This is a genomic window from Arthrobacter sp. Soil736 (genome assembly GCF_001428005.1).
In the GTDB taxonomy this organism is placed as follows: Bacteria; Actinomycetota; Actinomycetes; order Actinomycetales; family Micrococcaceae; genus Arthrobacter.
The window spans coordinates 354274-377430 of record NZ_LMSB01000001.1 but is presented as its reverse complement, the minus strand read 5'-3'; the positions used below and the strand labels follow the sequence as shown (position 1 = coordinate 377430).

The 23157-nt window shown below is 66.8% G+C and carries 22 protein-coding genes; 4 read left to right on the top strand and 18 right to left on the bottom strand.

Annotated features, from left to right (window positions below):
- Positions 1-293 precede the first annotated feature (293 nt).
- Together speB and ASG92_RS01765 are read right to left on the bottom strand one after the other, a co-directional pair.
- Positions 294-1301: an agmatinase gene (speB, locus tag ASG92_RS01770; protein ID WP_056623512.1), complete on the bottom strand. Its 1008-nt coding sequence runs from the start codon at positions 1299-1301 to the stop codon at positions 294-296.
- The gene (locus ASG92_RS01765) at positions 1298-2680 is read right to left on the bottom strand and encodes an MFS transporter (protein WP_082579237.1); all 1383 of its coding nucleotides are present in this window, start codon (positions 2678-2680) and stop codon (positions 1298-1300) included. Before ASG92_RS01765 ends, speB begins: the two co-directional genes overlap by 4 nt.
- A 176-nt stretch (positions 2681-2856) precedes the next feature.
- Here ASG92_RS01765 and ASG92_RS01760 point away from each other — a divergent pair, with 176 nt between their 5' ends.
- Entirely contained in the window at positions 2857-4389 is a 1533-nt protein-coding gene (locus ASG92_RS01760; RefSeq protein WP_056623509.1) for a PucR family transcriptional regulator, read from the top strand.
- A gap of 120 nt (positions 4390-4509) precedes the next feature.
- Here the strand turns inward: ASG92_RS01760 and ASG92_RS01755 are convergent, their stop codons facing one another.
- The 10 genes from ASG92_RS01755 to ASG92_RS01710 all read right to left on the bottom strand — a co-directional run bounded on the left by ASG92_RS01755 (position 4510) and on the right by ASG92_RS01710 (position 14550).
- A complete protein-coding gene (locus ASG92_RS01755) occupies positions 4510-5319 on the bottom strand; it encodes a DeoR/GlpR family DNA-binding transcription regulator (RefSeq protein WP_056623506.1) in 810 nt (269 codons plus the stop codon).
- 96 nt (positions 5320-5415) lie between these two features.
- Positions 5416-6096: an SDR family oxidoreductase gene (locus ASG92_RS01750; protein WP_056623503.1), complete on the bottom strand. Its 681-nt coding sequence runs from the start codon at positions 6094-6096 to the stop codon at positions 5416-5418.
- 8 nt (positions 6097-6104) lie between these two features.
- Positions 6105-7397 carry an exo-alpha-sialidase gene (locus tag ASG92_RS01745; RefSeq protein WP_056623501.1) on the bottom strand — a complete coding sequence of 431 codons (1293 nt, stop codon included), beginning with the start codon at positions 7395-7397 and terminating at the stop codon, positions 6105-6107.
- A 3-nt stretch (positions 7398-7400) separates the two neighbouring features.
- Complete coding sequence (locus ASG92_RS01740) at positions 7401-8177, bottom strand: aldolase/citrate lyase family protein (protein WP_056623498.1); 777 nt, start codon at positions 8175-8177, stop codon at positions 7401-7403.
- A 43-nt stretch (positions 8178-8220) separates the two neighbouring features.
- Positions 8221-9210, bottom strand: coding sequence for an aldo/keto reductase (locus ASG92_RS01735; protein ID WP_056623496.1), 990 nt, complete (start codon positions 9208-9210; stop codon positions 8221-8223).
- 56 nt (positions 9211-9266) lie between these two features.
- The gene (locus ASG92_RS01730; RefSeq protein WP_056623493.1) at positions 9267-10100 is read right to left on the bottom strand and encodes an ATP-binding cassette domain-containing protein; all 834 of its coding nucleotides are present in this window, start codon (positions 10098-10100) and stop codon (positions 9267-9269) included.
- The gene (locus ASG92_RS01725) at positions 10093-11094 is read right to left on the bottom strand and encodes an ABC transporter ATP-binding protein (RefSeq protein WP_056623490.1); all 1002 of its coding nucleotides are present in this window, start codon (positions 11092-11094) and stop codon (positions 10093-10095) included. The genes ASG92_RS01730 and ASG92_RS01725 overlap by 8 nt, the downstream gene beginning before the upstream one ends.
- Position 11095: 1 nt before the next feature.
- The gene (locus ASG92_RS01720) at positions 11096-12040 is read right to left on the bottom strand and encodes an ABC transporter permease (protein ID WP_056623486.1); all 945 of its coding nucleotides are present in this window, start codon (positions 12038-12040) and stop codon (positions 11096-11098) included.
- Positions 12037-12972 carry an ABC transporter permease gene (locus ASG92_RS01715; protein WP_056623482.1) on the bottom strand — a complete coding sequence of 312 codons (936 nt, stop codon included), beginning with the start codon at positions 12970-12972 and terminating at the stop codon, positions 12037-12039. Before ASG92_RS01715 ends, ASG92_RS01720 begins: the two co-directional genes overlap by 4 nt.
- A gap of 3 nt (positions 12973-12975) precedes the next feature.
- The gene (locus ASG92_RS01710) at positions 12976-14550 is read right to left on the bottom strand and encodes an ABC transporter substrate-binding protein (protein WP_056623479.1); all 1575 of its coding nucleotides are present in this window, start codon (positions 14548-14550) and stop codon (positions 12976-12978) included.
- Positions 14551-14757: 207 nt separating this feature from the next.
- On the opposite strand from ASG92_RS01710, the gene pdxA reads away from it, so the two are divergent.
- Positions 14758-17178 (top strand): 4-hydroxythreonine-4-phosphate dehydrogenase PdxA, encoded by a 2421-nt coding sequence (pdxA, locus tag ASG92_RS01705; protein WP_056623476.1) that lies wholly within the window; start codon positions 14758-14760, stop codon positions 17176-17178.
- Positions 17179-17205: 27 nt separating this feature from the next.
- Here pdxA and ASG92_RS01700 read toward each other — a convergent pair whose 3' ends face one another.
- The 4 genes from ASG92_RS01700 to ASG92_RS01685 all read right to left on the bottom strand — a co-directional run bounded on the left by ASG92_RS01700 (position 17206) and on the right by ASG92_RS01685 (position 20977).
- A complete protein-coding gene (locus ASG92_RS01700) occupies positions 17206-17982 on the bottom strand; it encodes an SDR family NAD(P)-dependent oxidoreductase (RefSeq protein WP_056623475.1) in 777 nt (258 codons plus the stop codon).
- A gap of 29 nt (positions 17983-18011) precedes the next feature.
- The gene (locus ASG92_RS01695) at positions 18012-19388 is read right to left on the bottom strand and encodes an MFS transporter (RefSeq protein WP_056623472.1); all 1377 of its coding nucleotides are present in this window, start codon (positions 19386-19388) and stop codon (positions 18012-18014) included.
- A gap of 134 nt (positions 19389-19522) precedes the next feature.
- Entirely contained in the window at positions 19523-20560 is a 1038-nt protein-coding gene (locus tag ASG92_RS01690) for a PHP domain-containing protein (protein WP_056623469.1), read from the bottom strand.
- Positions 20561-20599: 39 nt separating this feature from the next.
- Positions 20600-20977 (bottom strand): VOC family protein, encoded by a 378-nt coding sequence (locus tag ASG92_RS01685; RefSeq protein ID WP_056623466.1) that lies wholly within the window; start codon positions 20975-20977, stop codon positions 20600-20602.
- A 144-nt stretch (positions 20978-21121) separates the two neighbouring features.
- Here ASG92_RS01685 and ASG92_RS01680 point away from each other — a divergent pair, with 144 nt between their 5' ends.
- Positions 21122-21760, top strand: a complete 639-nt coding sequence (locus ASG92_RS01680; protein ID WP_157372018.1) for a hypothetical protein — start codon at positions 21122-21124, stop codon at positions 21758-21760.
- A gap of 68 nt (positions 21761-21828) precedes the next feature.
- Here the strand turns inward: ASG92_RS01680 and ASG92_RS01675 are convergent, their stop codons facing one another.
- A complete protein-coding gene (locus tag ASG92_RS01675; protein WP_056623465.1) occupies positions 21829-22113 on the bottom strand; it encodes a hypothetical protein in 285 nt (94 codons plus the stop codon).
- 136 nt (positions 22114-22249) lie between these two features.
- Positions 22250-22510 (bottom strand): hypothetical protein, encoded by a 261-nt coding sequence (locus tag ASG92_RS01670; protein WP_056623462.1) that lies wholly within the window; start codon positions 22508-22510, stop codon positions 22250-22252.
- Positions 22511-22674: 164 nt separating this feature from the next.
- Between ASG92_RS01670 and ASG92_RS01665 the strand changes: the two genes are divergently transcribed.
- On the top strand, positions 22675-23142 hold the full coding sequence (locus ASG92_RS01665) for an SRPBCC family protein (protein ID WP_056623459.1): 468 nt from the start codon (positions 22675-22677) through the stop codon (positions 23140-23142).
- Positions 23143-23157 lie beyond the last annotated feature (15 nt).

Below are 23157 nucleotides of genomic sequence, written 5' to 3'. Positions count from 1 at the left end.
TTCACCCCCATCAATCCAAAGACCATCTCTCCTGAAAAAGATCTACTACGCCTCCCTCTCCTACATGATCGCCGTGCTGGAGGTTGTCGAAGGTCTGTGCAGTGGTCATGCTTCAGCCCGTTCAGTCAGATGGGCGCCGTCGTTCGCGGCACTGCCAGGATTGGAGCCCAGTGCAGGCTCCGGATACGGCTACGGCTACGGGCCCGGCGAATGATCCGCCAGGCCCGCAGTGGAAGCTAGCTAGCGCCGAGGGTCCCGCCGCGAGCTAGCGAGCGGTGGGAAGGCGCGACGCGTTAGACGGTAGCCGTCTCCAGGTCTTCCGAGCCGGCGATGGTGGCACCCTTGCTGCGGTTCACCATCAGGCCGAGGAGGTCGAAGACGAGCGTTGCCGCTGCCACCGTGGTGATGTCTGCATGGTCGTAGGCCGGAGCAACCTCGACGACGTCGGCACCGACGATGTTGATGCCGTTAAGGCCTCGCAGGAGGGCAAGTAGCTCGCGGGAGTGCAGGCCGCCCATTTCCGGGGTTCCAGTGCCCGGGGCGTAGGACGGGTCTAGGACGTCGATGTCGATGGAGACGTAGACCGGGGTGTCGCCCAGACGGTCCTTGACGCGCTGGATCGCGGCTGGAACGCCGATGACGTCCAGGTCGGAGCAGCGGATGATCTGAAAGCCGAATTCGTGGTCGTGGAGGAAGTCGTCGCGGTCGTAAACCGGGCCGCGGATGCCTACGTGCATCGATTTGTCCTCGACGAGGAGGCCTTCCTCGAATGCCCGGCGGAAGATGGTTCCGTGGGTGATCGGCTGGTCGAAGTAGGTGTCCCAGGTGTCCAGGTGCGCGTCGAAGTGGAGCAGGGCCACCGGGCCGTGCACCTTGTTCAGCGCCCGCAGCATCGGCAATGCGATGGTGTGGTCGCCGCCGATGGAGATGATCTTCTTGCCAGAGTCTGCGTCGCCGAGGAGCGGGAGGGCCTGCTCCTCGATCTCGCGGACTGCGCGCGTGATGTCGTAGGGGGTGCACGCGATGTCGCCGGCGTCTACAACTTGGGCTTCGTACACGGGCTCGACGTCCAGTTCCGGGTGGTAGCCGGGGCGGAGCAGCCGGGATGCTTCACGGACAGCAGCCGGACCGAAACGGGCGCCCGGGCGGAAGGAGGTACCGCCGTCGAACGGCACTCCGACGATCGCAATGTCGTAGTCCGGAACGCGGTCGATTTGGGGAAGCCGGGCGAAGGTGCCAAGGCCCGCATAGCGGGGAACCTTCGTTGCGTCGACGGGGCCGATTGGCTTGTGCGTGGTCATGACAGGGATCCTTCAGTTGCTTTGCTGGTTATCGGCATAGCCGACTTTTTTTCTGTGGTGAGTTCCGAGAGCGACTTGTTCGCGGTTTCCGGGGCGAGCAGGAAGGTGGCCAACAGGCCGACCAGGGAGATGACGGCGCCGATGAGCAGCGAGCCCGCGGCGCCGAGACTGAGGATGGCGACCGGCATCAAGTAGGTGCTCGCTGCGGAGCCAACGCGGCTGATGGCCGTGCCGAAGCCCACCGCCGTGGCGCGGATCTCCGTGGGGAACAGTTCGTTGGGGTAGACAACCTCGAGGAAGCTGGAGGCGCCGGATGCCAGGGCAAAGACGGCCAGGGCGATGAAGAGCGGTGCGGCCTGGACGTTCGGGATGAAGGCGGGGACGGCCAGGGCCACCACGATGATTCCAAAGCTCCACAGGAGCAGCTTGCGGCGGCCGATCTTCTCGACGAGCCACAGGCCCGGGATGCCACCGACAACGAACAGCATGGAGATCAGGAACGATCCGCCGTAGAGGTTGGCGTCACCGGTCAAGCCCATGGAGTGCAGAAGGTCCGGCGCGAAGGTGTAAACCGCGAAGAGCGGGATGACCTGGGCCGTCCAGAAGATGGAGACGAACAGGGTGCGCTTCCAGAACTGGCCCTTGAAGATGTCCATGAATTTGCCTTGTTTTGCCGGACCTTCACTGTCCGAGGCGATGTCGGCCAGGCCGTACTGCTGGCCGTAGACCTTCTTGATAACCGCGTCGGCCTCGTCGCGGCGGCCGCGGGAGAGCAGCCAGCGCGGGGATTCGGGGGTTCCGAGACGGAAGAGAAGCGTGATGACGGCGAAGATCGCGGGGCTGGCAACCATGACACGCCAGGCATCCGGGCCCATGTCGCGCAGCAGGTAGCCGACGGCGTAGGCAACGGCTGCCCCGATGGCCCAGACCACGAAGGTGGCGCCGAGGAGACGCCCGCGGTGCTCCTTGGGGAGGAACTCGGCCAGCAGGGAGGTCGCGATCGGGTAGTCGGCGCCGATGGCCATGCCGAGGAAGAATCTGCAGAGGACAACCTGCCAGATCTCTGTGGCGAATCCGTTCAGCAGGGAGAACAGCGCCAGGGCGATGAGGTCGGCGATGTACATCTTGTGCCGGCCGATCTTGTCCGTCAGCCACCCGAAGATGCCACCACCGAAGAAGATGCCCACCAGGCTGGCGGCGCCTACCAGGCCGATTTCCGTCGGTGTCATGTTCAGGCCGGGAACCATCGTGATCAGGGCGATGCCGATGATTGACAGCGCGTAGCCATCGATGAAAGGACCACCGGAAGCGAAGAAGGTCAGCTTTTTGTGGAATTTGGTCAGCGGGGCGTCATCAATGAGATTGCTCGTTGCGCTCATTGCAAACCCTCTCTCGTGAATGCTCATCATTGAGCGTGGAAGTTTCAGTGACCCAATTGTTGGTGATCGGCCCCACTGCGTACATGCGCAGATTGACTACAAACAACAGGATGGCTTATACATTTGTATAAGCGGCTGTGGGATGGCCTCCGGACTCATAAACAGGAGACCTCCGCATGGCGATCGCCGTGGCCGAATTGCTGGCCGAACCACAGCTTGGGCTGACTCTACTGGCAGGGTCGGAAGGCTTGTCCAACCGCATCATCTGGGCCCACACTTCCGACCTGCCGCGCCTGTGGGAATGGGTCACGGGCGGCGAGCTGATGATGACCAACGGCTTGTCCATCCCCGAGGATGCTGCGGGGCAGGTGGGGCTTGCCGAGGCGCTGTTCAAGGCTGGGGCCAGCGCGTTGGCGATCGGTGAAAAGATGCACGCCCCTGAGCTGCTGAAGGAATTCTTCGACGCCTGCGACCGACTCCCGTTGCCCGTGATCAATGTCCCCTATCCGCTGCCGTTCATTGCGATCGCGCGCTCCGTGGCTGAGTCCTCGCTGCTGGAGGAATCCCGTCGGCTGCGCCAGACTGCCCGCATTTATGATTTGCTCCGCACCGCCGGCACGTCTGAGGACCATTGGCAGAGCCTCCTTCAGGGGCTTGCAACCGAGCTCCACTCAGACCTGTTCGTTGTGGACCGGCGGTGCCTGCACGCCTGGTACCTTGGCGGACAAGTGCTGCCCGAATGGCTTGACGAGGAACTGGCGCCGCTGACCAGCCAAAGGCCCGTTGTGAGCAAAAAGTTCCAATGGCATCACCTTCGTGACAGACATGTCCTGATGACGGACATTCCCACACACGCCAATGCGCTTCTGATAGTCCTGCCGAATGCAGAGCCGCACCCCGACGCCGTGGTGCTGCTCCATGCGGCCACGGTTCTGGGACTCGAACTGTCGCGAACGGCGCTTTCCCTGGAGAACCAGCGCCGGCTTGGGGCAGAATTCCTCCTGCAGGCCATCGACGGACGCCTTGGGATTGCAGAAGTGGAAAGCCGCCTCGCCGATTGTGATGTACCGTCCCGTGAATTCCTGCTTGTCTCGATGTCCGCCGACGACGGGGAGAGGCTGGCAAACGTCCATGTCGAACTGTGGCGTCACGGCTACCCCGCCGCGTGTTTTAGCCGTTTCAACACCCTTCATCTGGCTATCTCTGCGGACATCACCGACGATATGTTGATCCACTCCGTGGGGTCGAATATCAGAATCGGGATCAGTACACCGTCAACTGCCGCCGGAATACAGCGTGCCTTGCAGGAATCGCTATGGGCCCTTGGGACAGCAACCGGCACCGGCGAGAGACTGGTCCGCTACGCAGACGGCCCCTCGTGGATGGGGCTCACCAGCTTCGAGGAAGGCAACGCGCTCGTCCAGAGGTTCCTCGGCCCGATTTTCGAGTATGAACAGGGAGAGCACGGGGACCTCATCGTCACCCTGAAGACCTTCCTGGACACACAGCGTTCATGGCAGAAAACAGCGGCGGCCCTGTTTGCCCACCGCCAGACAATCATCTACCGGATGCGAAAGATCAGCGAGCTGACGGGTCTGGACATGACCGAAACCTCCACCCTTGCGCAGCTATGGTTCGCCCTGCAGGTCCACGAAGCCATGCAGACGCAAGCCCCCTCGCAGCTCGGACACAGATGGTCCTCGGGCTAAGCTGTCCGCCAGTCTGAGGGAGCGGCGGCTACCATGCACCATTCCGGAACGTTGACGGCGAGGCCGCGCATGGCGGTTCCTTGTATTTGGAGGACATGTCGCGGCCGGTTTCGCGCATGGTCACGATGACCTCCCCATTCCTTCAGCCGCCGTCGCCTCGCCCTCAATCAGCACCAGCTCCACCCGCACACCGGCGTTCCTGAAGAGTGCCACCTGGCCGGCGTCGGCGTCGGCGTCGGTGACGAGGGTCCACGGCAGCGGAATCCTGGCCCAGGCGTGGAACGGCCGCTTGCCGAGCTTGCTGGAGTCCGCGAGGACGTAGACGGCGTCGCCACGGCGTGCCATGAGTTCCTTCAGCCTGGTTTGGGAATGGTCCGCCTCGCACAGCCCGTCATCTGCTGTCACGGCATCCGCACCCAGGAACACCCGGTCGAAACTCATGCGTTCCAGGGCGGCTTCGGCGAGCGGGCCCACGAACGTCTGGCTGACCACGCGGAGCCGGCCGCCGAGGCAGTCCACCTGGATGCCCGGGGAGTCGGCCAGTTCCTGGAGGGTGTTGATGCCCGGTGTGGTGACCGAAAGGTTCTCCCGCCCGCGCAGTGCGTGCGCGAGCGCGCCAACGGTGGAACCGCCGTCGAGCAGGATGTTCTCGCCGTCCTTGACCTCTGAAGCGGCCCAGGCGGCGATGGCCTGCTTCTGTTCGAATGCCTCGCCGGTGCGCTGCCGCAGGGACGGCTCGGGGTGGGCGCCGAGCGCCACCGCGCCACCGTAGGTCCTGGCGAGCTTCCCCTCCTCATTCAGCTGGGCGAGGTCCCGGCGGATCGTGGACGCCGTGACCTGGAAATGCCGCGACAGTTCCTCCACCGACGCCAGCCCCGTGGTGACGGCGAGGTGGTAGATCTCTTCGCGCCTGGTCTTGGCGGTGGTCATCCCTGGTTCTCCTTCGGCAGCTGATGCCGCATCCTGGTCCGCGTCCGGCGGGCCATCACGCTGTCCTCATCGTATTTGCCCGGCGACCGTATCCGCTCACAGGGACGCGCCGCCGCAGATCACGTAGTTCTGCCCGGTGATGGATTTCCCGTGCGGTCCCAGCAGGAAACCGGCCAGAGCCGCAACGTCCTCGGGGTCCACCAGGCGGCCCAGCGCCGGCAGCTTCGGCGGAGTGGCCGACCTCCCGGGATCGGCCAGCATGGGGGTATCCGTCGGCCCGGGCGACAGGATGTTGACGGTGATGCCGCGGGGCGCAAGCTCCTGCGCCCAGGTCCTGCCCATGCCCAGCAGCGCCGCCTTGGTGGCCGCGTACTGGCTCTTGCCCGGGGACCCGGTGGACGTCCGGCTGCCGATGAGGAGGACCCGGCCGCCGTCGGGCATCTTCGGCACCAGCGCGTTGGCCAGGGCGCTGGCAGCGGCGACATGGACCGTGAACATCCCGGCGAGTGCCTCCGGATCCAGTTCGCCCAGGACGGCGGTCCGCTGGAACCCCGCGGCGTGCACCAGGGCGTCGGCAGGGCCGACGTCGGCGACGGTTCCGGCCAGCGACGCCGGATCGGACAGGTCCGCGCGGCGCCACTGAAAGCCCGGCCCCAGCGCAGTTTCGCTGCGGCTCAGCCCTGTGACCGTCCAGCCGTCAGCCAGCAGCCGGGCTGTGATGGCCTTGCCGATGCCCGAGCTGCAGCCGGTGACGACCGCGTGCCGCGCCGTCTCCAACGGTGCGCTCACGAGTCCCCGCCGGGGGTGGCCCTGCCGTCGTAGGCCCACTGCGGGTCCACGCGCACGAACTTGATGGCCTGACGGAAGTACGTGTAGGCGATGTTCAATGCGCCGTCCGGGCCCTGATGGATGGAGGGGTAGGAGTACTCGCGGTTCAGGCCGTCGCGGGAGTTGTTGGACAGGCAGTAGCCGTCGCCCACATCCAGGTTCCGCCGGATGGGCCAGCTGCGGCCCAAGTCCTCCGAGATCGCGAGCGTCATTGGCGAGCGGGGGGTGCCCCAGAAGGCGCGGCGCTCCCCGCCGTCGGGAGCTGAGTCACCGGGAACCGAACCGCCGGCCGGCGCGGCCGGTCCCACGTGTGCGTCAGCGAGTTGCCCCTGTTCGTCGGCCAGGCCGTCGTCGTCGATCTCGTCGTAGAGCGAGAGCCGGCGTTCGGTGTTCTCCTCGGCACGGCTGTGGTTGTACACCAGCGCCAGCCGGCCGTCCGCCAGCGCCGTGAACTGGATGGAGGAGTTGTTGTTGGGCAGCTCGGTGGGGACCGGCTCGCTCCAGGTGGTGCCGTCGTCGGTGGAACGGGACTCGTAGATCGAGTCCGCCCAGCGGCTGCGGAACAGGGCCAGCAGCGAGCCGTCGGCCACCGGCTGGATGTTCATGTGGACGCAGCCCAGGCTGTCCGGCAGGACGTGCTCGCTCCAGGTGGCGCCGGCGTCGTCGGAAATCATCACCGCGCTGTCGTCGCTGTTGCCCACCCACTTTTCGCCGGGTGTGGTGATGCAGCGGAAGATCGGGATGATCAGCCGGCCGGACGGCAGCACCACCGGCAGCTGCCGGACGAACACGCCGCCGGTTTCGTTGGCCGGGAACAGCGTCTCCACCGGGCCCCAGGTCCGGCCGCCGTCCGTTGAAGTCCGACGGCGGACCTCGGCGGCGTCCTGGTTGCCCGCCTTCTGCGCGGTGTAGAGCAGCCACAGTTGGCTGTCCGGTGCGTTGAACAGGATGGGGTTCTGCTCGGACCGCGTGCCGTCGTCGGAGAGCTGCTCCGCCGGGGACCACTGCGTGCTGCCCGGTTCCAGGGTGGAGAACCAGATGGAGATGTCCGGCACGCCCTCCTGGGTGCCGCCGAACCAGACGCAGCCGAGGCGTCCGTCCGGCAGGGTCAGGAGGTTGGCGGCGTGGCTCTGCACGGTGGGCGCCGGGAGGTACGCGAAGTCCGCGCCGTCGGTGTGCTTCACGGTGCCGTCCGGGGTGATGGAGCTGTAATCGGTGCCAGGCGTGGTGGGCGTGGGGGTGGTGGGCACGGATCAGTCCTTTGCGGTTGCGGCGGCCAGGTGGGCTTTGGCGGCCAGTTCCAGGTGGGTCAGGTCCGAGGCCACCGTGGTGAACGTGTAGCCCTGGCGCAGCCGCCGGGCGGCGATGTCGCCCGAGGCGGTGTGGATACCGGCACCAATTCCGGCGGAGGCAGCTGCTTCGGCGACCGTCTCGAGCGCGGCGTTGAACTCGGCTTCGATGGCGGGATCGCCCGGGAAGGCGCCGCCGACGGCGATCGCGAGGTCCGAGGGGCCCACGTAGATGCCGTCGAGCCCTGGCGTCGCGCAGATTTCCTTGACGTTTTTCAGGCCGTCCGGCGTCTCGATCATTGCGAACACCAGGGTGGCGGCGTTGGCGTCGGCGGGAACCGGGCCGATCCGCAGCGCGGAGCGCATGGGCCCGTAGGAGCGGCCGCCTATCGGCGGGTACTTCGCGGCGGCGACGGCAGCGGCGGCGTCCGCGGCCGTGTTCACGAGCGGCACGATGACGCCGACGGCGCCGGCGTCCAGGGCCTTTCCGATCGCGGTGAGGTTGTTGTCCTCAACGCGCACCATGCCGACGGCGGTGTGCCCGGCGTCGATGGCCATCAGGCCGTTGAGGACCCCCGAATAGCCAAGGAGCCCGTGCTGGGCGTCCAGGGCGACGTAGTCGTAGCCCAGGCGCCCGATGCGCTCCGTTGCCACGGGAGCATCCAGCACGGCCCAGTATCCGACGGCCTGCTCGCGGGCGCGGATCTTGCGGGCGAATTCGAGGGCCAGTTCCGATGTCATCTTTTTCTACCTTCAGTCATGTTGTGGGCTTTGTGGCCCGTGGTCAGCGGTTGTAGGCGGGCATGGGACCACGGAGCCCGGCTCCGATGGCATCGCACGCAGCGGTGACGTCCGCGGGCAGCGGGCCCTTGGCCACGGCCACGATGTTGGCGCGCAACTGCTCCACCTTGGAGCCGCCCAGCAGCATCGAGCCGACGCCGTCGCGGTAGGCGAGCCATCGCAGCGACAGCTCCACCAGGCTGATTCCGGCGTCTGCGGCGATGCCGGCGAGGCCCGTGACGGCCTCGAACAGCTGCTTGTCCCAGTAGCGCTGCGTGTACATGGCGGCGAGCTTGGAGTCGCCGAACCGGCCCTCGGAGGGCTTGGACTCAAAGCTGTGCTTTCCGGTGAGCAGCCCGCCGCCCAGCGGGTTGTAGACCATGGTGTGGACGCCGTGCGTGGCGGCGAATTCGAGGTACTCCTCCTCCACGCGGCGGGCGACGAGGTTGTAGAGCTGCTGCGCCACCACCGGCCGCGGAGCCCCGACTTCGCGGGCCATGTGGATGACGTCGGCGATCTGCCACGCGGCGAAGTTGGACACGCCCAGGGCGCCGATCTTGCCTTCGGCGGCGAGTTCCGCCACCGTGGCCAGGGTGTCACGGAGGGGCGTGGCGCGGTCCGGCTGGTGCAGGTAGAACAGGTCGATGCTGTCCACTCCGAGGCGGCGCAGGCTGCCCTCGACACTGTTGCGCAGTCCCTGGGGTGACAGGGGCGCGTGCTGGCCGTGGTCGGCGTGCGGCATGCCCGCCTTGGAGGCCAGGACAATGTCCTCCCGGCGGTCCTTGAGGAGCCGGGCAAGCATTTCCTCGGTGGCACCGCCCACATAGGCGTTGGCGGTGTCGATCGTGGTGATGCCGGCGGCGAGTGCCTCATCCACCATGCGGCCGGCGGTGGCTTCGTCGGCGGTGTCGCCGAAGGTCATGGTGCCCAGGACGAGCCGGGAGATGGGTAGCTTCAGTCCGTCCACGGGAGTGCCTGCTGGCTGCTTGCTCATGTGTTGGTTCCTCATGGTTGCAGTGTGTGTTTGGTTCAGTTCAGGTTGGATTCAGGTCAGCCCGGCTGGTTGGCGAGGGCCAGCGACGAGACAAGGTGCCGCGGCTTGAGCCCGCGCATGGTGGACGGGTCCAGTGCCGCGCGGCGGAGCCTGCGGGTGTAGTCCTCCTTGGGGGATGTCAGGACTGACGCGGTGGTTCCGGACTCCACGAGCCGGCCGCGCTGCATGACCATGACGCTATCGCTGATCTCCTGCACGACGCCAAGGTTGTGCGAGATGAAGACGTACGTAATGCCGGTCTCCTCCTGGATGGACTTCAGCAGCCGCAGCACCTGTGCCTGCACGGAGACGTCCAGGGCGCTGGTGGCCTCGTCGCAGACCAGCAGCTCCGGCTTCGAGGCCAGGGCGCGGGCGATGCCGATCCGCTGCCGCTGGCCGCCGGAGAATTCCGCCGGATGGCGGTCCAGGGATTTGGCGGGCAGGCCCACCTGGTCGATCAGCTTCGCCGCCGCCTTGTTCCGCTCGGCCCGGGACTTCACGCCCTGCAGCTTCAGCGGCTCGGCCACGATCTCCTGCGCGGTGAGGTGCGGGTCCAGGGAGCCGTAGGGATCCTGGAAGACCATCTGGAACTTGGAGCGGAGCGGGCGCAGCTTCGCCTCACTGAGCGTGGCCAGGTCCGTTCCGTCCAGCTCGATCCGGCCGCTGGCCGGCGTCACCAGCCGCATCAGCGCCTTCGCGATGGTCGATTTGCCGCAGCCCGATTCACCGACGACGGCGATCGTCTTGCCCTTGTCCACCGAGAAGGAGACGTCGTCCACGGCCCGGAAGGTGCCGCCCGGCACGTGGTAGTCCACCACGAGGTTTTCGACGGAGAGGAACGGCTTACTCATGGCGGACTCCAGTCCTGGTCAGGGCGGCGCCGGGCGCCGTGGTGGTGGTGTCGACGGCGGGACTTCCGACGGCGGTGCTGTCGCCGCCGGCCGTCCCGTCGCCGCCGTTTGCGGCCGGGTCTTCACTTGCGGCCGGGGTTTCGTGTGCCGGCAGCCCGGGGGTTTCGTCCCACGGGCCCAGGACCGGCACTGCCGCCAGGAGGCTGCGGGTGTACTCCGTGGCGGGATGCTCCACGATCTGCTGGACCTCGCCGGACTCCACGAAGGAGCCGTCCTTCATCACGTGGATCCGGTCCGAGATGAGCCGGGCCACGCCGAGGTCGTGGGTGATCATCAGGATGCCGATGCCGCGCTGTTCCTGGAGCTCCAGCAGGAGGTCCAGGATGCCGCCCTGCACGGTGACGTCCAGGGCCGAGGTGGGCTCGTCGGCCACGAGGAGCTGCGGTTCGCTGGCCAGGGCGATGGCGATCAGCACGCGCTGGAGCATGCCGCCGGACAGCTGGTGGGGATACTTCTTCAGCTGCTTTTCCGGCGTCGGGATGTGGACCTGCTCCAGCAGGCGGATGGCGCGGGCCCGGACGGCGTCCTTGTCCCTGGAGGCGGCGCCGGCGATCCTGATGGCCTCGGACAGCTGGCTGCCGATGGAGTGCACCGGGCTCAGGGCGGTCATGGGGTCCTGGGGTATCAGGGCGAGCGTCTTGCCGCGGACCTTGTCGATTGCCTTGGGCTCGGCGATCACGTCGACGCCGTCGATCAGCACGGAGCCCGAGATCACGGCCAGGTCCTCCGGCAGCAGCCGCAGGATGCCCATCGCCGTAGTCGATTTCCCCGAGCCGGACTCACCGATGATGGTGACGGTTTCGCCCCGGTGGATGCTGAAGCTCACGGAGTCCACGGCGCGGATGATGCCTGCGTCGGTGATCAGTTCCACCTGGAAGTCGCGGACCTCCAGCAGGGCCTGCTCCTGATGGCCTGCGTCTGTGTGTGCGTTCATGTCAGGCACCCTTCTTCTTGCGGCGGGGACGGTCGCGGAGGCCGTCGCCCAGCAGGTTCACGCCCACCACCATGAGCACGATCACCAGGCCGGGCAGGGTGACCATCCACCATGAGGTGGTGATGTAGTCCTGGCCGTCGGAGATGATGCGTCCCCAGGTGGCGAACGGCCGCTGCGGGCCGGCGCCGAGGAAGCTGAGCGCGCTTTCCAGGAGCACGGCCTGGGCCAGGAGGAGCAGGACAACCAGCGTTGCCTGCTTGATGACGTTGGGGATGATGTGCTCGATCAGGATCTGGATCCGGTGCAGGCCCAGGATCCGGGCCGCGGACACGTACGGCTTTTCGCGCTCCACGAGCACCATGGACCGGGTCAGCCGCGCCACTTCCGGCCATTGGGCAATGGCGATCACAAACGTGATGACCGGGATGGACGGGCCGAACAGGGCCACGACCAGCAGCAGCATCATCAGGAGCGGCAGCGACATCTGGGCTTCAAGGATGCGGGAAACCAACGTGTCCACCCAGCCGCCGAAATAGCCGGCCGCGGCGCCGAGGATGATGCCGATGGCGCCCGACACCACCACGGCCAGGACGCCGATGGTCAGCGAGACCTGGCCGCCGTGCAGGACGCGGGAGAGCAGGTCGCGCCCGAGCTGGTCGGTGCCGAAGAGGTGGCCGTCCATGAGCGGCGCGAGCCGGCGGGCGGAGAGGTCCTGGTGGTTTGCGTCCGGCAGCGGAAGCAGCTGGGCCAGCAGGATGGGGACGATGACGATCAGGGTGCAGACCGCGCCGATCCGCATCTTCCACTGCGCTGCCTTGCGGCGGCGGGTGGCGCCCGCCTTCGCGATCAGCTCCTTCGTGACGGCGCTCGGGGACGGTTTCCGCTCCGGAGATCCGGACGGCAGGCCTGCCGGGACTTCTGCCGGAGGTGCGGTGTCGAGGCTCATGCTGTTGCCGCCTTTCCAAGACGAACGCGGGGATCAAGAAGGGGGTAGGCGAGGTCGATGACCAGCTGGACGCCTACCGCCAGCAGGGCCGTCAGCAGGACGGTCGCCTGGATCAGCGGGTAGTCGCGGGTTTCCAGTGCACGGACGATCAGGGAGCCAACGCCCGGCCAGGCGAACACCACCTCCACCACCACCACGCCGTTGAGCATGGCGGCGAACCGCGTGCCGAGCGCGGTGAAAACGGGAATGGCGGAGTTGCCCATGGCGTAGCGCCAGGTCAGGACCGAGTTCCGGACGCCCCGGGACCGTGCCACGGTCAGGAACGGTGCCGCGAAGTTGGCGGTCATCTCCCGCCGGACCATCCGCGAAATCAGGGCGATCTGGAGGATGGCGATGGTGACCGTGGGGAGCACCAGCCCGCCCCAGGTGGCGAACCCCGACGCCGGGAACAGCGGGATCAGGACGGCGAAGCCGGTCAGGAGCATGATGCCGGTCCAGAAGTCCGGCATGGACTGCCCCGCGATGGTGAGGACGTTGACGCCGAGTTCGCGGTTGGTGTCCGGGCGGCGGGACATCCACACGCCCAGCGGGATGGCGACCACCGCGGTGAGGAGGATCGAGGCCGTGGCGAGCGTCAGTGTGTAGGGCATCCGCTCGGCCACCACCTGCATGGCCGGCGCCTGGAAGGAGTAGGAGGTGCCGAGGTTGCCGGTGAACAGCTGCTGCAGGAAGATCCAGTACTGCTCCAGCACGGGGCGGTCCAGTCCGAACTGCTCGCGGACCTTGGCCAGCTGTTCGGTGGTGGCAAGCGGTCCGGCGTAGGATACGGCCGGATCCCCCGGGGCCAGGCGGATCAGGATGAAGACCGTGGAGACAGTGAGGAACACTGTCAGCAGGCCTTGGCCGAGCCGTTTGAGGATGTAGTTCGTCATGACTCAGGCCTCCAGCCGGACATCAACAAGGGGGTAGGAGTTGGTGGGCGCCAAGGCGAGGCCACTGACACGCTTCTGGTGGGCCAGCACGGACTTGGGCACGAAGGCCCAGGCGCACGGCCAGGTGTCCCAGATGGCCTTCTGCGCCACGGCGAGCCGCTGCTGCCGGCGGACGGGGTCCACTTCGGAGGATGCCGCCTGGATCTTGGCCTGCACCTCCGGGAAGACATAGCCCTGGTAGGTGTCGCGGGTCTTCTCCTTCTCGGGAGTGCCGGCGTACATGCCCTGCATCATGGTGATGGCCAGGCCGGTGGGGCTGCTGAAACCGTTGCCCAGCAGGTCCCAGTCGCCCTGCTTGCCCTGGCGCCAGGCGAGGATGTTGCCGCCGGGCTCGAACTGCTGGAGCTGGGTCTTCACGCCGACGGCGCCGAACATTTCCACAAGGGCCTCCATCACGGAGGTGTCCGACGCGAATTCGCCGGTTTCCCAGATGATCTTCAGGTTCAGGTCGGTGACGCCCAGGCTCTTCAGCGTTGCCTTGGCCTTCTCCGGGTCGTAGGTGTAGGTGCCGGTCTTGGAGTAGCCCGTGAGGCTGGACGGCACCACGCCTTCGGCCGCGCTGACCGAATCGACCAGCACGTCCCTGACCAGCGCCTCGCCGTCGACCGCCCAGCTGAGGGCCTCGCGGACCCGGACGTCGGCCAGCGGGTGGCCGGCGGGCTTGCGGAAGTTGTAGAAGATCTGGTTCAGCCGAAGGCTGGAGGCTTCGGCAAGGACGACGCCGGGAAGTCCCGCCAGCTGTTCGCGCGAGTCGGGGGTGATGGAGTCGATGACGTCCACCTCGCCGCTGCGCAGGGCGATCACGCGGCTGGATTCCTCGGGGAGGAAGCGGACCTCGACGTTGTCCACCTTGGGCGCGGGGCCCCAGTAGTTCTCATTGCGCTTGAGGCTGTAGGTTCCGGCGCCGCGGTTGTACTTGGTGACCACGTAAGGGCCGGATCCAACGCCCTCCTGGAGCTCTTCGGGCTTGTTCTTGGCCGCCGGGCTGATCAGGATCATGCTCATGAGCGAATCCAGGATGGGGATGGGGTTCTTGGACTCCATCAGGAAGGTCCGCTCGTCAACGGGCACCACGGTGGGGAACTCGGGGAAGAACCCGGCCACGAAGGATCCCTGCACCTGCTGGTACATCTTCAGGGCCGTGGCGATGTCCTCGATCACCACCGGCGTGCCGTCGGAGTAGCGGACGCCCTCGCGGAGCCTGACGGTCCACTGCGTGGGCTTGGTCATCTTGAAGCTTTCCGCGAGCACCAGGACCGGCTTGGTTTCGGGCCCGATGGCCGTGAGTCCCTGCCGGACGGCGCGCTGGACGGTGACGGCGGCGTCGAACTGGTTAAGTTTGTTGTCCAGGCTGACAAGCGACCTGTTGAGGGCCAGGGTCAGGGTGCTGGGACCCGGCAGGCCTGTGGGGCCGGCACACCCGGCGATGGAGCCTGTGCCCAGGAGAAATCCGGCGGCTGCGCCGAACTGCAGGAGGCGGCGCCGTGAGATCTCACTTCCTTGAGGAAGAACGGTCATCGTTGACCTCTCGGTTGAACGGGACGGCTGGTGGCCGGCTGGCCTGCGCCGTGTTACATGGATCACTCTGCCACCCCTGCGCGAAATGCGCAAGCGATCTAGCGCATTTCGCGCAGTCGTGCCATGATGGTGCTACCGACGACGCCGCCGGGGACCCATCCCGGCCGCTTCTGAATCGGGTGGATCTACAGAAGAAAGGAGGACGACGTGACCGCAGTCCTCATTCAGGCGGATGACTTTTCCGGCGCAGCCGAGGTGGGGCAGTGCTTTGCTTCCCAGGGCCTGGGAACGCGCCTCCTCCTGGCCGGCACTGAGGCCGGCACGGCAGGCACCGAGGCCGGCACGGCAGGCGTTGCAGACTCAGGCTTCGCGGACAATGACGCTCCGGACGTCCTCGTGGTTGACACGCATACCCGGGCCGTTGCCCCGGAAGCGGCCGAAGCGGCCGTTTCCGGAGTGTTTGGCGACGCCGCGGCAGAACAGGCACAGGTCCTGTTCAAGAAGATGGATTCGCTGTGGCGCGGCAACATTGGCCCCGAACTGGCCGCACTGACAGGCCTGGGCCACCACGTCGTGGTAGCTGGTGCACTCCCCCAGCTGGGACGAACCGTGGTGGGCGGCCAGCCCATGGCCGGCGGCATCCGCCTCGACCACACCGGACTCTGGAGGGCGGAGAACGCCGCGCCGCCGTCGTCAGTAGAACAGGTGTTGAACCGGCGCGGGGGCTCCTCCCTCGCCTTGGCAGGCCTCCGCATCGTGAGGTCCGGCGGCCTGGCGGCCTTTCTCGCCGAGACCCTGTCAGCCGGGGGTCCGGTCACGGTGATTGCCGACGGCGAAACCGAGGCGGATCTGGAGGCCGTCGCGGACGCGCTGCTGGACCTGGAGTTCACCGCCGCGGGCCGCCGGATCGTGCTGGCCGGAACAGGCGGCATCGCCGCCCTCCTGGCCCGGAAACTGGGCGGCCAACCTGCGCGAAACACGCAGAACCGGCAGCCTCGGCGGCACGATCAGGCAGCGGCGCGTTCGGTCCGGCCGGTGCTGGCCGCCGTCGGCTCCTCCTCCGCGACGGCGGCCGCTCAGCTGCTGCGGCTGGAAAGCGCCGGATTCAGTTCGCTGCGGATAGCTCCCGCCGAGCTCCGCGAGCCGGACGCCTGCGCGCAGCGGCTGCAGTCGGCGAAGCAACTCCTGGCGGCGGGCACGCCGACCGCCCTGACCGTCAGCGCCGACGTCGTGAATCCGCAGGAATCCGGTGCGATCGTCCGCAGCCTCGGACGCCTGGTGGCAGATGCCGCCGGCACCGCCGATCTCATCCTCACCGGCGGCGAAACAGCCCGCGAGGTGCTCGATGACCTTGGCATCCGCCACCTGACGCCGCTGGCGTCCGCGCAGCACGGAGCCGTGGTCAGCGTGTCCGATGACGGGCGCCTCGTCGGCACCAAACCCGGCAGCTTCGGGGACGATCACGCGCTCGTCGAGCTGTACCAGTCCATCAAAGACATTCGCGCCGCGGTCATTCCCGCAGGCCCGGCCACAGAGCACCACGACAATCCCTCCCATCAATCTGGAGAAGAAATGACATCCGCAGTAGCGAACAACATCGATCAGGACACCCGGCCGTTCATCGCCGTGACCATGGGCGACGGCGCCGGCGTCGGCCCCGAAGTGACCGTGGGCGCGCTCGTGGCTGAGAACGCCTACCGCGACTGCCGGCCGGTGGTCATCGGTGACACCTACCGTTTGCAGCTGGGTGCCAAGGCGCTTGGCGTGGAAGCGGACATCGTGGAGGTGGCGAGCGTCGGCGAGGCCGTCTTTGAGCCGGGCCGCATCAACGTGATCGATCCGAAGCTGCTGCCGGCGGACCTGCCCTGGGGCCAGGAATCCGCCGAAGCCGGCAACGCCGCCTACCACTACATCAGGATCGCGTGCGAGCTCGGCATGAGCGGCCAGGTGCAGGGCATCTGCACCGCGCCGCTGAACAAGGCCGCCCTGCACAAGGCCGGGCACATCTACCCCGGGCACACGGAACTGCTGGCCCACTTCATGGGCATCGAGGAAGTGTCCATGATGCTTTCCACCCCGAAGGTCAAAGTCATCCACGTCACCACGCACATCGGCCTGATCGATGCCATCAACAAGATCGAGCCCGGCCTGGTGGAGCGGACGGTCCGCCGCGGCTACGAAGCCATGCAGCGCGCCGGCATCGCCAATCCGAAGATCGGCGTCTGCGCCATCAACCCGCACGCCGGCGAGAACGGACTGTTCGGCTACGGCGAAGAAGCGGAGAAGATCACCCCCGCCATCGAAAAGCTCCAGGCCGACGGCGTCGACGCCCGCGGCCCGCTCCCGGCCGACACCGCCTTCTTCCTCGCCGGCCGCGGCGACTACGACCTCATCGTCGCGATGTACCACGATCAGGGCCACGGCCCGGTCAAGGTGCTCGGCATCGAGGCCGGCGTCAACATCACGGTCGGGCTGCCCGTCATCCGCACGTCGGTGGACCACGGCACGGCCTTCGACATCGCCGGCAAGGGCATCGTTGAAGTGGGGAGCATGATCGAGGCGCTGCGCCAGGCCGCGGAAATGTCACCGAGCCCGGCAGCGTCGCCGATCCGGCCTGCGCGCGGCTAGCCTTTCAGCTTCAGGAAAAGCGCACCGTCAGGAAATCTGCAGGCCGCCGTTGATGTCGTACGTCGAGGCCGTGATATAGCCGGCGTCCTCGCCCATCAGGAACACCATGAGCGCAGCGATGTCGCGGACGGTGCCGACCCTGCCTACCAGGATGTCCGCCGACATCGCGGCCTTGCGTTCCTCCGTCAGGGTGCCGCCCATGATGTCCGTGTCCACCGGGCCGGGGGCGATGCAGTTGACGGTGATGCCGTGCTGGCCCATTTCCCGGGCCAGCGCGCGCGTGAACCCGATGATGGCGGCCTTCGAGGCGCTGTACGCCACCTTGGAGTAGGTGCCGCCGCCGCGCTGCGCCGAAATCGAGGAGACACTGACGATCCTGCCGAGCTTGCGTTCGATCATCCCCCTGAGCACACGCTGGGTGACCAGGAACGTGCCGGTCATGTTGATTCTGAACACCCGATCCCACGCTTCGAGCGTCTCGTCCATGAACTCCGTGGGGGAACTGATGCCGGCCAGGTTGGCCAGGCCCACAATCGGAGGCAGCGTCGACTCGACCTCGTCGATGGCCGCGTTCACGGTTGCCTGGTCGGAGACGTCAGCGCCCACCCCGAGGGCCTGGACGCCGTAGATGGACGTGATTTCCTCCGCCGCCCTCCGCGCCGCATCGCCGTCGATGTCCAGAATGCCCACCGACCAGCCCTGGCTGGCCAGCATTTCCGCCGTAGCGCGGCCAATGCCTCGCGGAGACGCGGCGCCGGTCAGCACCGCGGTCCGCTCGGCCGGGAACGTTTCGTGATGAGTCATGTTCCTCAGCCCTTCGTCGCCTGGAAGTCTTACTTGATATCGAACTCGTCGGCAGCGACTGCTTCTTCACCGACCGTGGAAGGCGTGCCCGGCTTCACATGGCCCTCGGGGCGCTTGCGTGCGTAGAGGAAGGTGGCCACGGCTGTGATGCCGAGGCAGGCCGCAAGGAACACAAGGCCCGAACGGTTGTCGCCGGTGGCGTCGTTGAACAGCCCCACGGCGTACGGAGCCACGAAGCCGCCCAGGTTGCCCAGCGAGTTCACCATGGCCAGGCCGGCGGCCGCAGCAGCGCCCACCAGGGCCGTCGACGGCATCGCCAGGAACGGGGCAATGGCCGAGTAGATGCCCATGGCCGCCAGCGTCAGGGCGATCAGGGCCAGGATTGCGTTGACCTGCACGAGGTAGCCCGCGGCAAGGAGGCCAATGGCCGCCATCACCATGCTGATGCTGGCATGCATGACCCGGTTGCCGGTGCGGTCGGAGCGGCGGCCCCAGAAGTACACGAAGACGGCCGCGATGGTGTACGGGATTGCCACGATGAAGCCGACCTCCGTGGTGCTGAACTTGCCCAGGGCGGCAACAATGGTCGGCATCCACAGGCCCAGGCCGTAGATGCCGCAGACCAGCCCGAAGTACAGCGCTGAGTAGGCGATGGTGCGCGAATCCTTAAGGCCGGCCAGGAAGTGGTGCGGCTGGCCCTTCTGCTTGTGCGCGAGTTCCTCGTCCATGGTCTTGGTCAGCCATTCGCGCTCATCGTCGGCCAGCCAGTGCGCATGGCTCGGGCGGTCGGTCATCAGGAGCGGGGTGAGCAGGCCGAGGAGAATGGCCGGGACGCCTTCAATGATGTACAGCCACTGCCAGCCCTGCAGGCCCATGATCCCGTCCATCTGGAGGAGCAGGCCGGACACCGGAGCACCCAGGGCGTTGGAAACCGGCTGGGCCAGGATGAAGATACCCAGCACCGTGACGCGCTGCGCAGCCGGGAACCACAGCGTCAGGAAGAACAGGATAGCGGGAAAGAACCCCGCTTCGGCCGCACCCAGCAGGAACCGGATGATGTAGAAAGTTGTCTCACCGTTAACCAGGGCCATGGCCGAGGCGAAGATGCCCCAGGAAATGAGGATGCGCGCGATCCACTTCCGGGCACCGAACTTGTACATGCCGGCGTTGCTCGGAATTTCCAGCAACGCGTAACCCAGGAAGAAGATGCCGGCCCCGAGTCCGTACGCCGAGGCGCTGAGCCCGATGTCCGCACTCATGGTCAGCTTCGCGAAGCCCACATTGTTCCGGTCCAGATAGGCAACGAAGTAGAGCAGCACGATGAGCGGCATGAGGCGTCCGCGCACTTTTCGCAGGGTTCTTTGACCCAGCTCGTCCAGCTGGTTCGCGGGATTCATGGAAGTCATGGTGCACCTCGCTCTACGAAACGGGCCCGCCGGGGTTCCTCAGCGGAACAGTTAAGGTTTACCACTCTGCAACCTAATAGTCATCATGCTTACCAAATGCCGTCCCGGCGCGGTTACGGCCCGGTTCCGGCGTTTCAGAGCCCGGATTTCAGCCAGTCCAGCAGCCGCTCCAGGGGCCAGGTGGTGATGATCCGCTCCGCCGGCACCCCGTTCAGTTCCGCGCGCTCCGCCCCGTATTGCAGGAAGTCGAGCTGGCCGGGGGCATGCGCATCGCTGTCCACGCTGAACAGGCAGCCGGCGTCGAGCGCCAGCTGCATGAGGTTGTCCGGAGGGTCCTGCCGCTCGGGCCGGGAATTGATTTCGACGGCGACGCCGGCCTCCGCGCACGCGGCGAACACCCGTTCGGCGTCGAACTCAGACTCGGGACGGGTACCCCGCGATCCCTGCAGCAGGCGGCCCGTGCAGTGGCCCAGCACGTTCGTGTGCGGGTCGCCGATGCCGGCGAGCATCCTGTCCGTCATGGAGCGGCGGTCCGAGCGGAGTTTGGAGTGCACGCTGGCCACCACCACGTCCAGCCTGTCCAGCATCTCCGGAGTCTGATCCAGCTCACCGTTCTCCAGAATGTCCACCTCGATGCCGCTCAGCAGCCTGAAGTCTCCGGCGCCGTCCTCATTCACCCGGGCCTCATTCATCCCGGCCACGACGTCGAGCTGTTCGCTGAGGCGCTCGACGCTCAGCCCGTTCGCAATCTTGAGATTGGGGGAATGATCCGTCAGGGCGAGGTAGTCGCGGCCCAGGAGCCGGGCGGCGTCGGCCATCAGCTGAATCGGCGATCCGCCGTCGGACCAGTCGCTGTGGCTGTGCAGATCGCCCCGGAGCAGCGGGCGCAGCCCGTTGCCGCCGACGGCCAGCGGTTCCGCGCCGCTCTGCCTCAGTTTCTCCAGATAGTCGGGCACGGCGCCGTCCACCGCCTGCCGGATGACCTGGAACGTAGTGTCCCCGATCCCCTTCGTCCGCTTCAGCCGGCCGTCCCGGGCGCGTTCCGCGAGTTCGTCCGGGTCCACGTCGCTGATGATGCCGGCCGCTTTCCGGAAGGCCTGGACCTTGAAGGTTGGCGCGGATCCGCGCTCCAGCCAGAATGCGATCTCATTCAGGGCATCTACGGCGTCCATTCAGTCCCCTCCCCGGTCCGGCGTCCAGTGCGGCGGGCGTCAGTCCTGGTGCAGCTGGACGAAGTTGCCGCAGCCGTCGTCGAACACGGCAGAGACACCGGCGGCACCCTCGGACGGCTCGCCCTGGAATTGGACGCCGGCGGCGGTGAGCCGCTGGTGCTCGGCCCGCACGTCAGGAACGCCGAAAACGATGGCCGGGAGGCCGGCGTCGTGAAGTCCGTTCATGTACGCCGCCGCGATCGGATTGTCGCTCGGTTCCAGAAGGAGCCCCACGCCGCCGTCGGCACCGGGATCCTTCACGATGAACAGGTTGTACTCCGGCATGGCCATGAGCGTTTCGAAGCCGAGGGTCCCCGTATAGAAGGAGTGGGCCTCGGCCGGGTCCTGGACGTGGATGCTGCACATTTTGAGTCGCATGCGGCCAACGCTACGCCGCGCGGCGCCGGCTGCAAACCGCCCACACCGGCCGCTCCCGCACCCATTGACCTGCGCCGCCGCAGGGGCTGCAATTTAAGTGAAGCCCGAATTACCGGGCAGGGCCCGTCGCTTGGAGGTGCTGTGGTGCCCGCCGTATCCGAAGCGGTCCCGCTGGGGCCGCTGCAGCTTGTCATCTGGGGCGCGGTGCTGACGGCCGCCGTGGCCTGCATGGTTGTCGCCGTCCGGCATCATGCCGGGAAGCCCGACGCCGACGGTTCAGACCCGCTGTTCTGGGACCTCTTCGGCGGCGCAGCCGTGATCGTCCCGGCGCTCCTCATTCCCGCGGTGGCGTCCCCGCTGGCCGGACTGGCGCTGGCGGCGGTCACCGCCGCGAGCGGCGTTGCCGCTTACCGCAGCAGCCCGCGGATCCTGGCCTGGTATGCGTCCCGGCGCCGGCGGCGCCTGGACATCCCCCGGCGCGAGGCCGCCGTCGAGGTCCACAATGCGGTCTTGAGCCGCTGGCGGCGCTACGAGCTGGATCCCGCGCTGGCCATCGGCTACCCGGACATGGCGGACGTTGCCCGGCCGGAAACCTCCGCGTTCGTGAAGGCGATGCGGGAGGCGGAGCTGTTGAAGGCCTCGTCCGACCCCGGATACGGGCCGGCCGTTGCCAGGCTGGAACTCGCCCTGGGCCGTGCCGAAACCGCAGCAGGGGTCCCGAACTGCGACGGAGGTCATTCAGAGGTACGGCACAGCGGCGCCGAAGCCACGCCACAAGCCTGAATCGCCGGCTACGGTGCGGGATCCTGTCGGAGCTGCCCGGGGATTTCGGCCCGTGGCAGACCTTGCTGTCAGTCCGCTCCGAGGGTTGCGCCGACCATCCAAAGTCTGCCCTTGGCGCAGCCGCGTTCGGTCCACGTGCCCCTGAACGAGTCAGCACCGCCCCCGCCGATGGCAAGGGGCGACCCCGAACGCGCCACAACCTTCTTGCTCGCGTCAAGGACTTCGAAGGACTTCGAATCGCCACTGACGGTGTATCCCCGGGGCCATACGAGAGTCACCGGATCTCCGGCCGTCTGCGCCTGAACACAGCCGTCGTCGTCGGCTGCCAACGTGCCACGGAGAAGCGCTTCCATGCCGCTCAGCTGCGGTATATCAGATGTGACGATCCGGAGGGGAGAGGATGAACCCGCACAGGCCAGGGTTACCAAAGCCACAGCGGATCCAAGAATGACCAGTCTTAACCACTGGGTATGCCTGGGGCGACGCACCCTAGGTGCCTGCCGCGTCCTCGAGGGTCGAGGGAGCGAACAAGGCGGCGGCCACGTCCTCCCGAAGGAAGTAACTCCGGTGTTCCAGCGGTTGCAGGCTGCCCCGCACCACGTAATAGCCCCTGCCTTCACCGGGCCCGCCGGCGGCGCGGTCAATGGCATCGATCAGTTCCTTGTCCAACGGGAAATCCGGCCCGCGTTCCTGTAGCAAGGCAAGGTCTTCCGGCAGCAGTGAACTGATCATTCCGTGGATATCCGGCATGGTCCGCATCCTTTGTCTCGGCAACGCTCCAATGTGGTGACGTCCCCCCGTCGGGCAGAACCGGGGTGACTATTTCCCGGTGCGCCCACCCCGATTGTAAATGCCGGACAACGGCGCGGCCAGACCTCCTCCCGCCTGCCCGGGCCCGGCCATAGGATGGGCCCATGTCAACCTATTCGGTAACGCGCAGCGCCCTCATCCCCGCCCCCGCCAAGGACGTTTTCCCGCTGGTCAACAATTTCCGTGAATGGACCAAATGGTCGCCGTGGGAAGCCGTGGACCCCGCACTGAACCGCACCTACTCGGGCCCGGAATCAGGCGTGGGTGCGAAGTACGCCTGGAACGGAAACCGCAAGGCCGGCGCAGGCAACATGGAGATCATCGGCTCGCAGGAACCGGAGAACGTCAACATCCGGCTGGAATTCACCAAACCGTTCCCGGCAGTCAACCCCACCACCTTTACGTTCGTTCCCGAAGGCACCGGCACCCGCGTCACCTGGACCATGACCGGCGAGCACAAGGGCATCGGCAAGGTGTTCGGCCTGTTCATGAACATGGACAAGATGGTGGGCGGAGACTTCGAAAAGGGCCTGGCCTCCCTGGGAGCCGCCGCGGCATCGCCCAAGGCCTAGGAAAGTCTGAAGTGA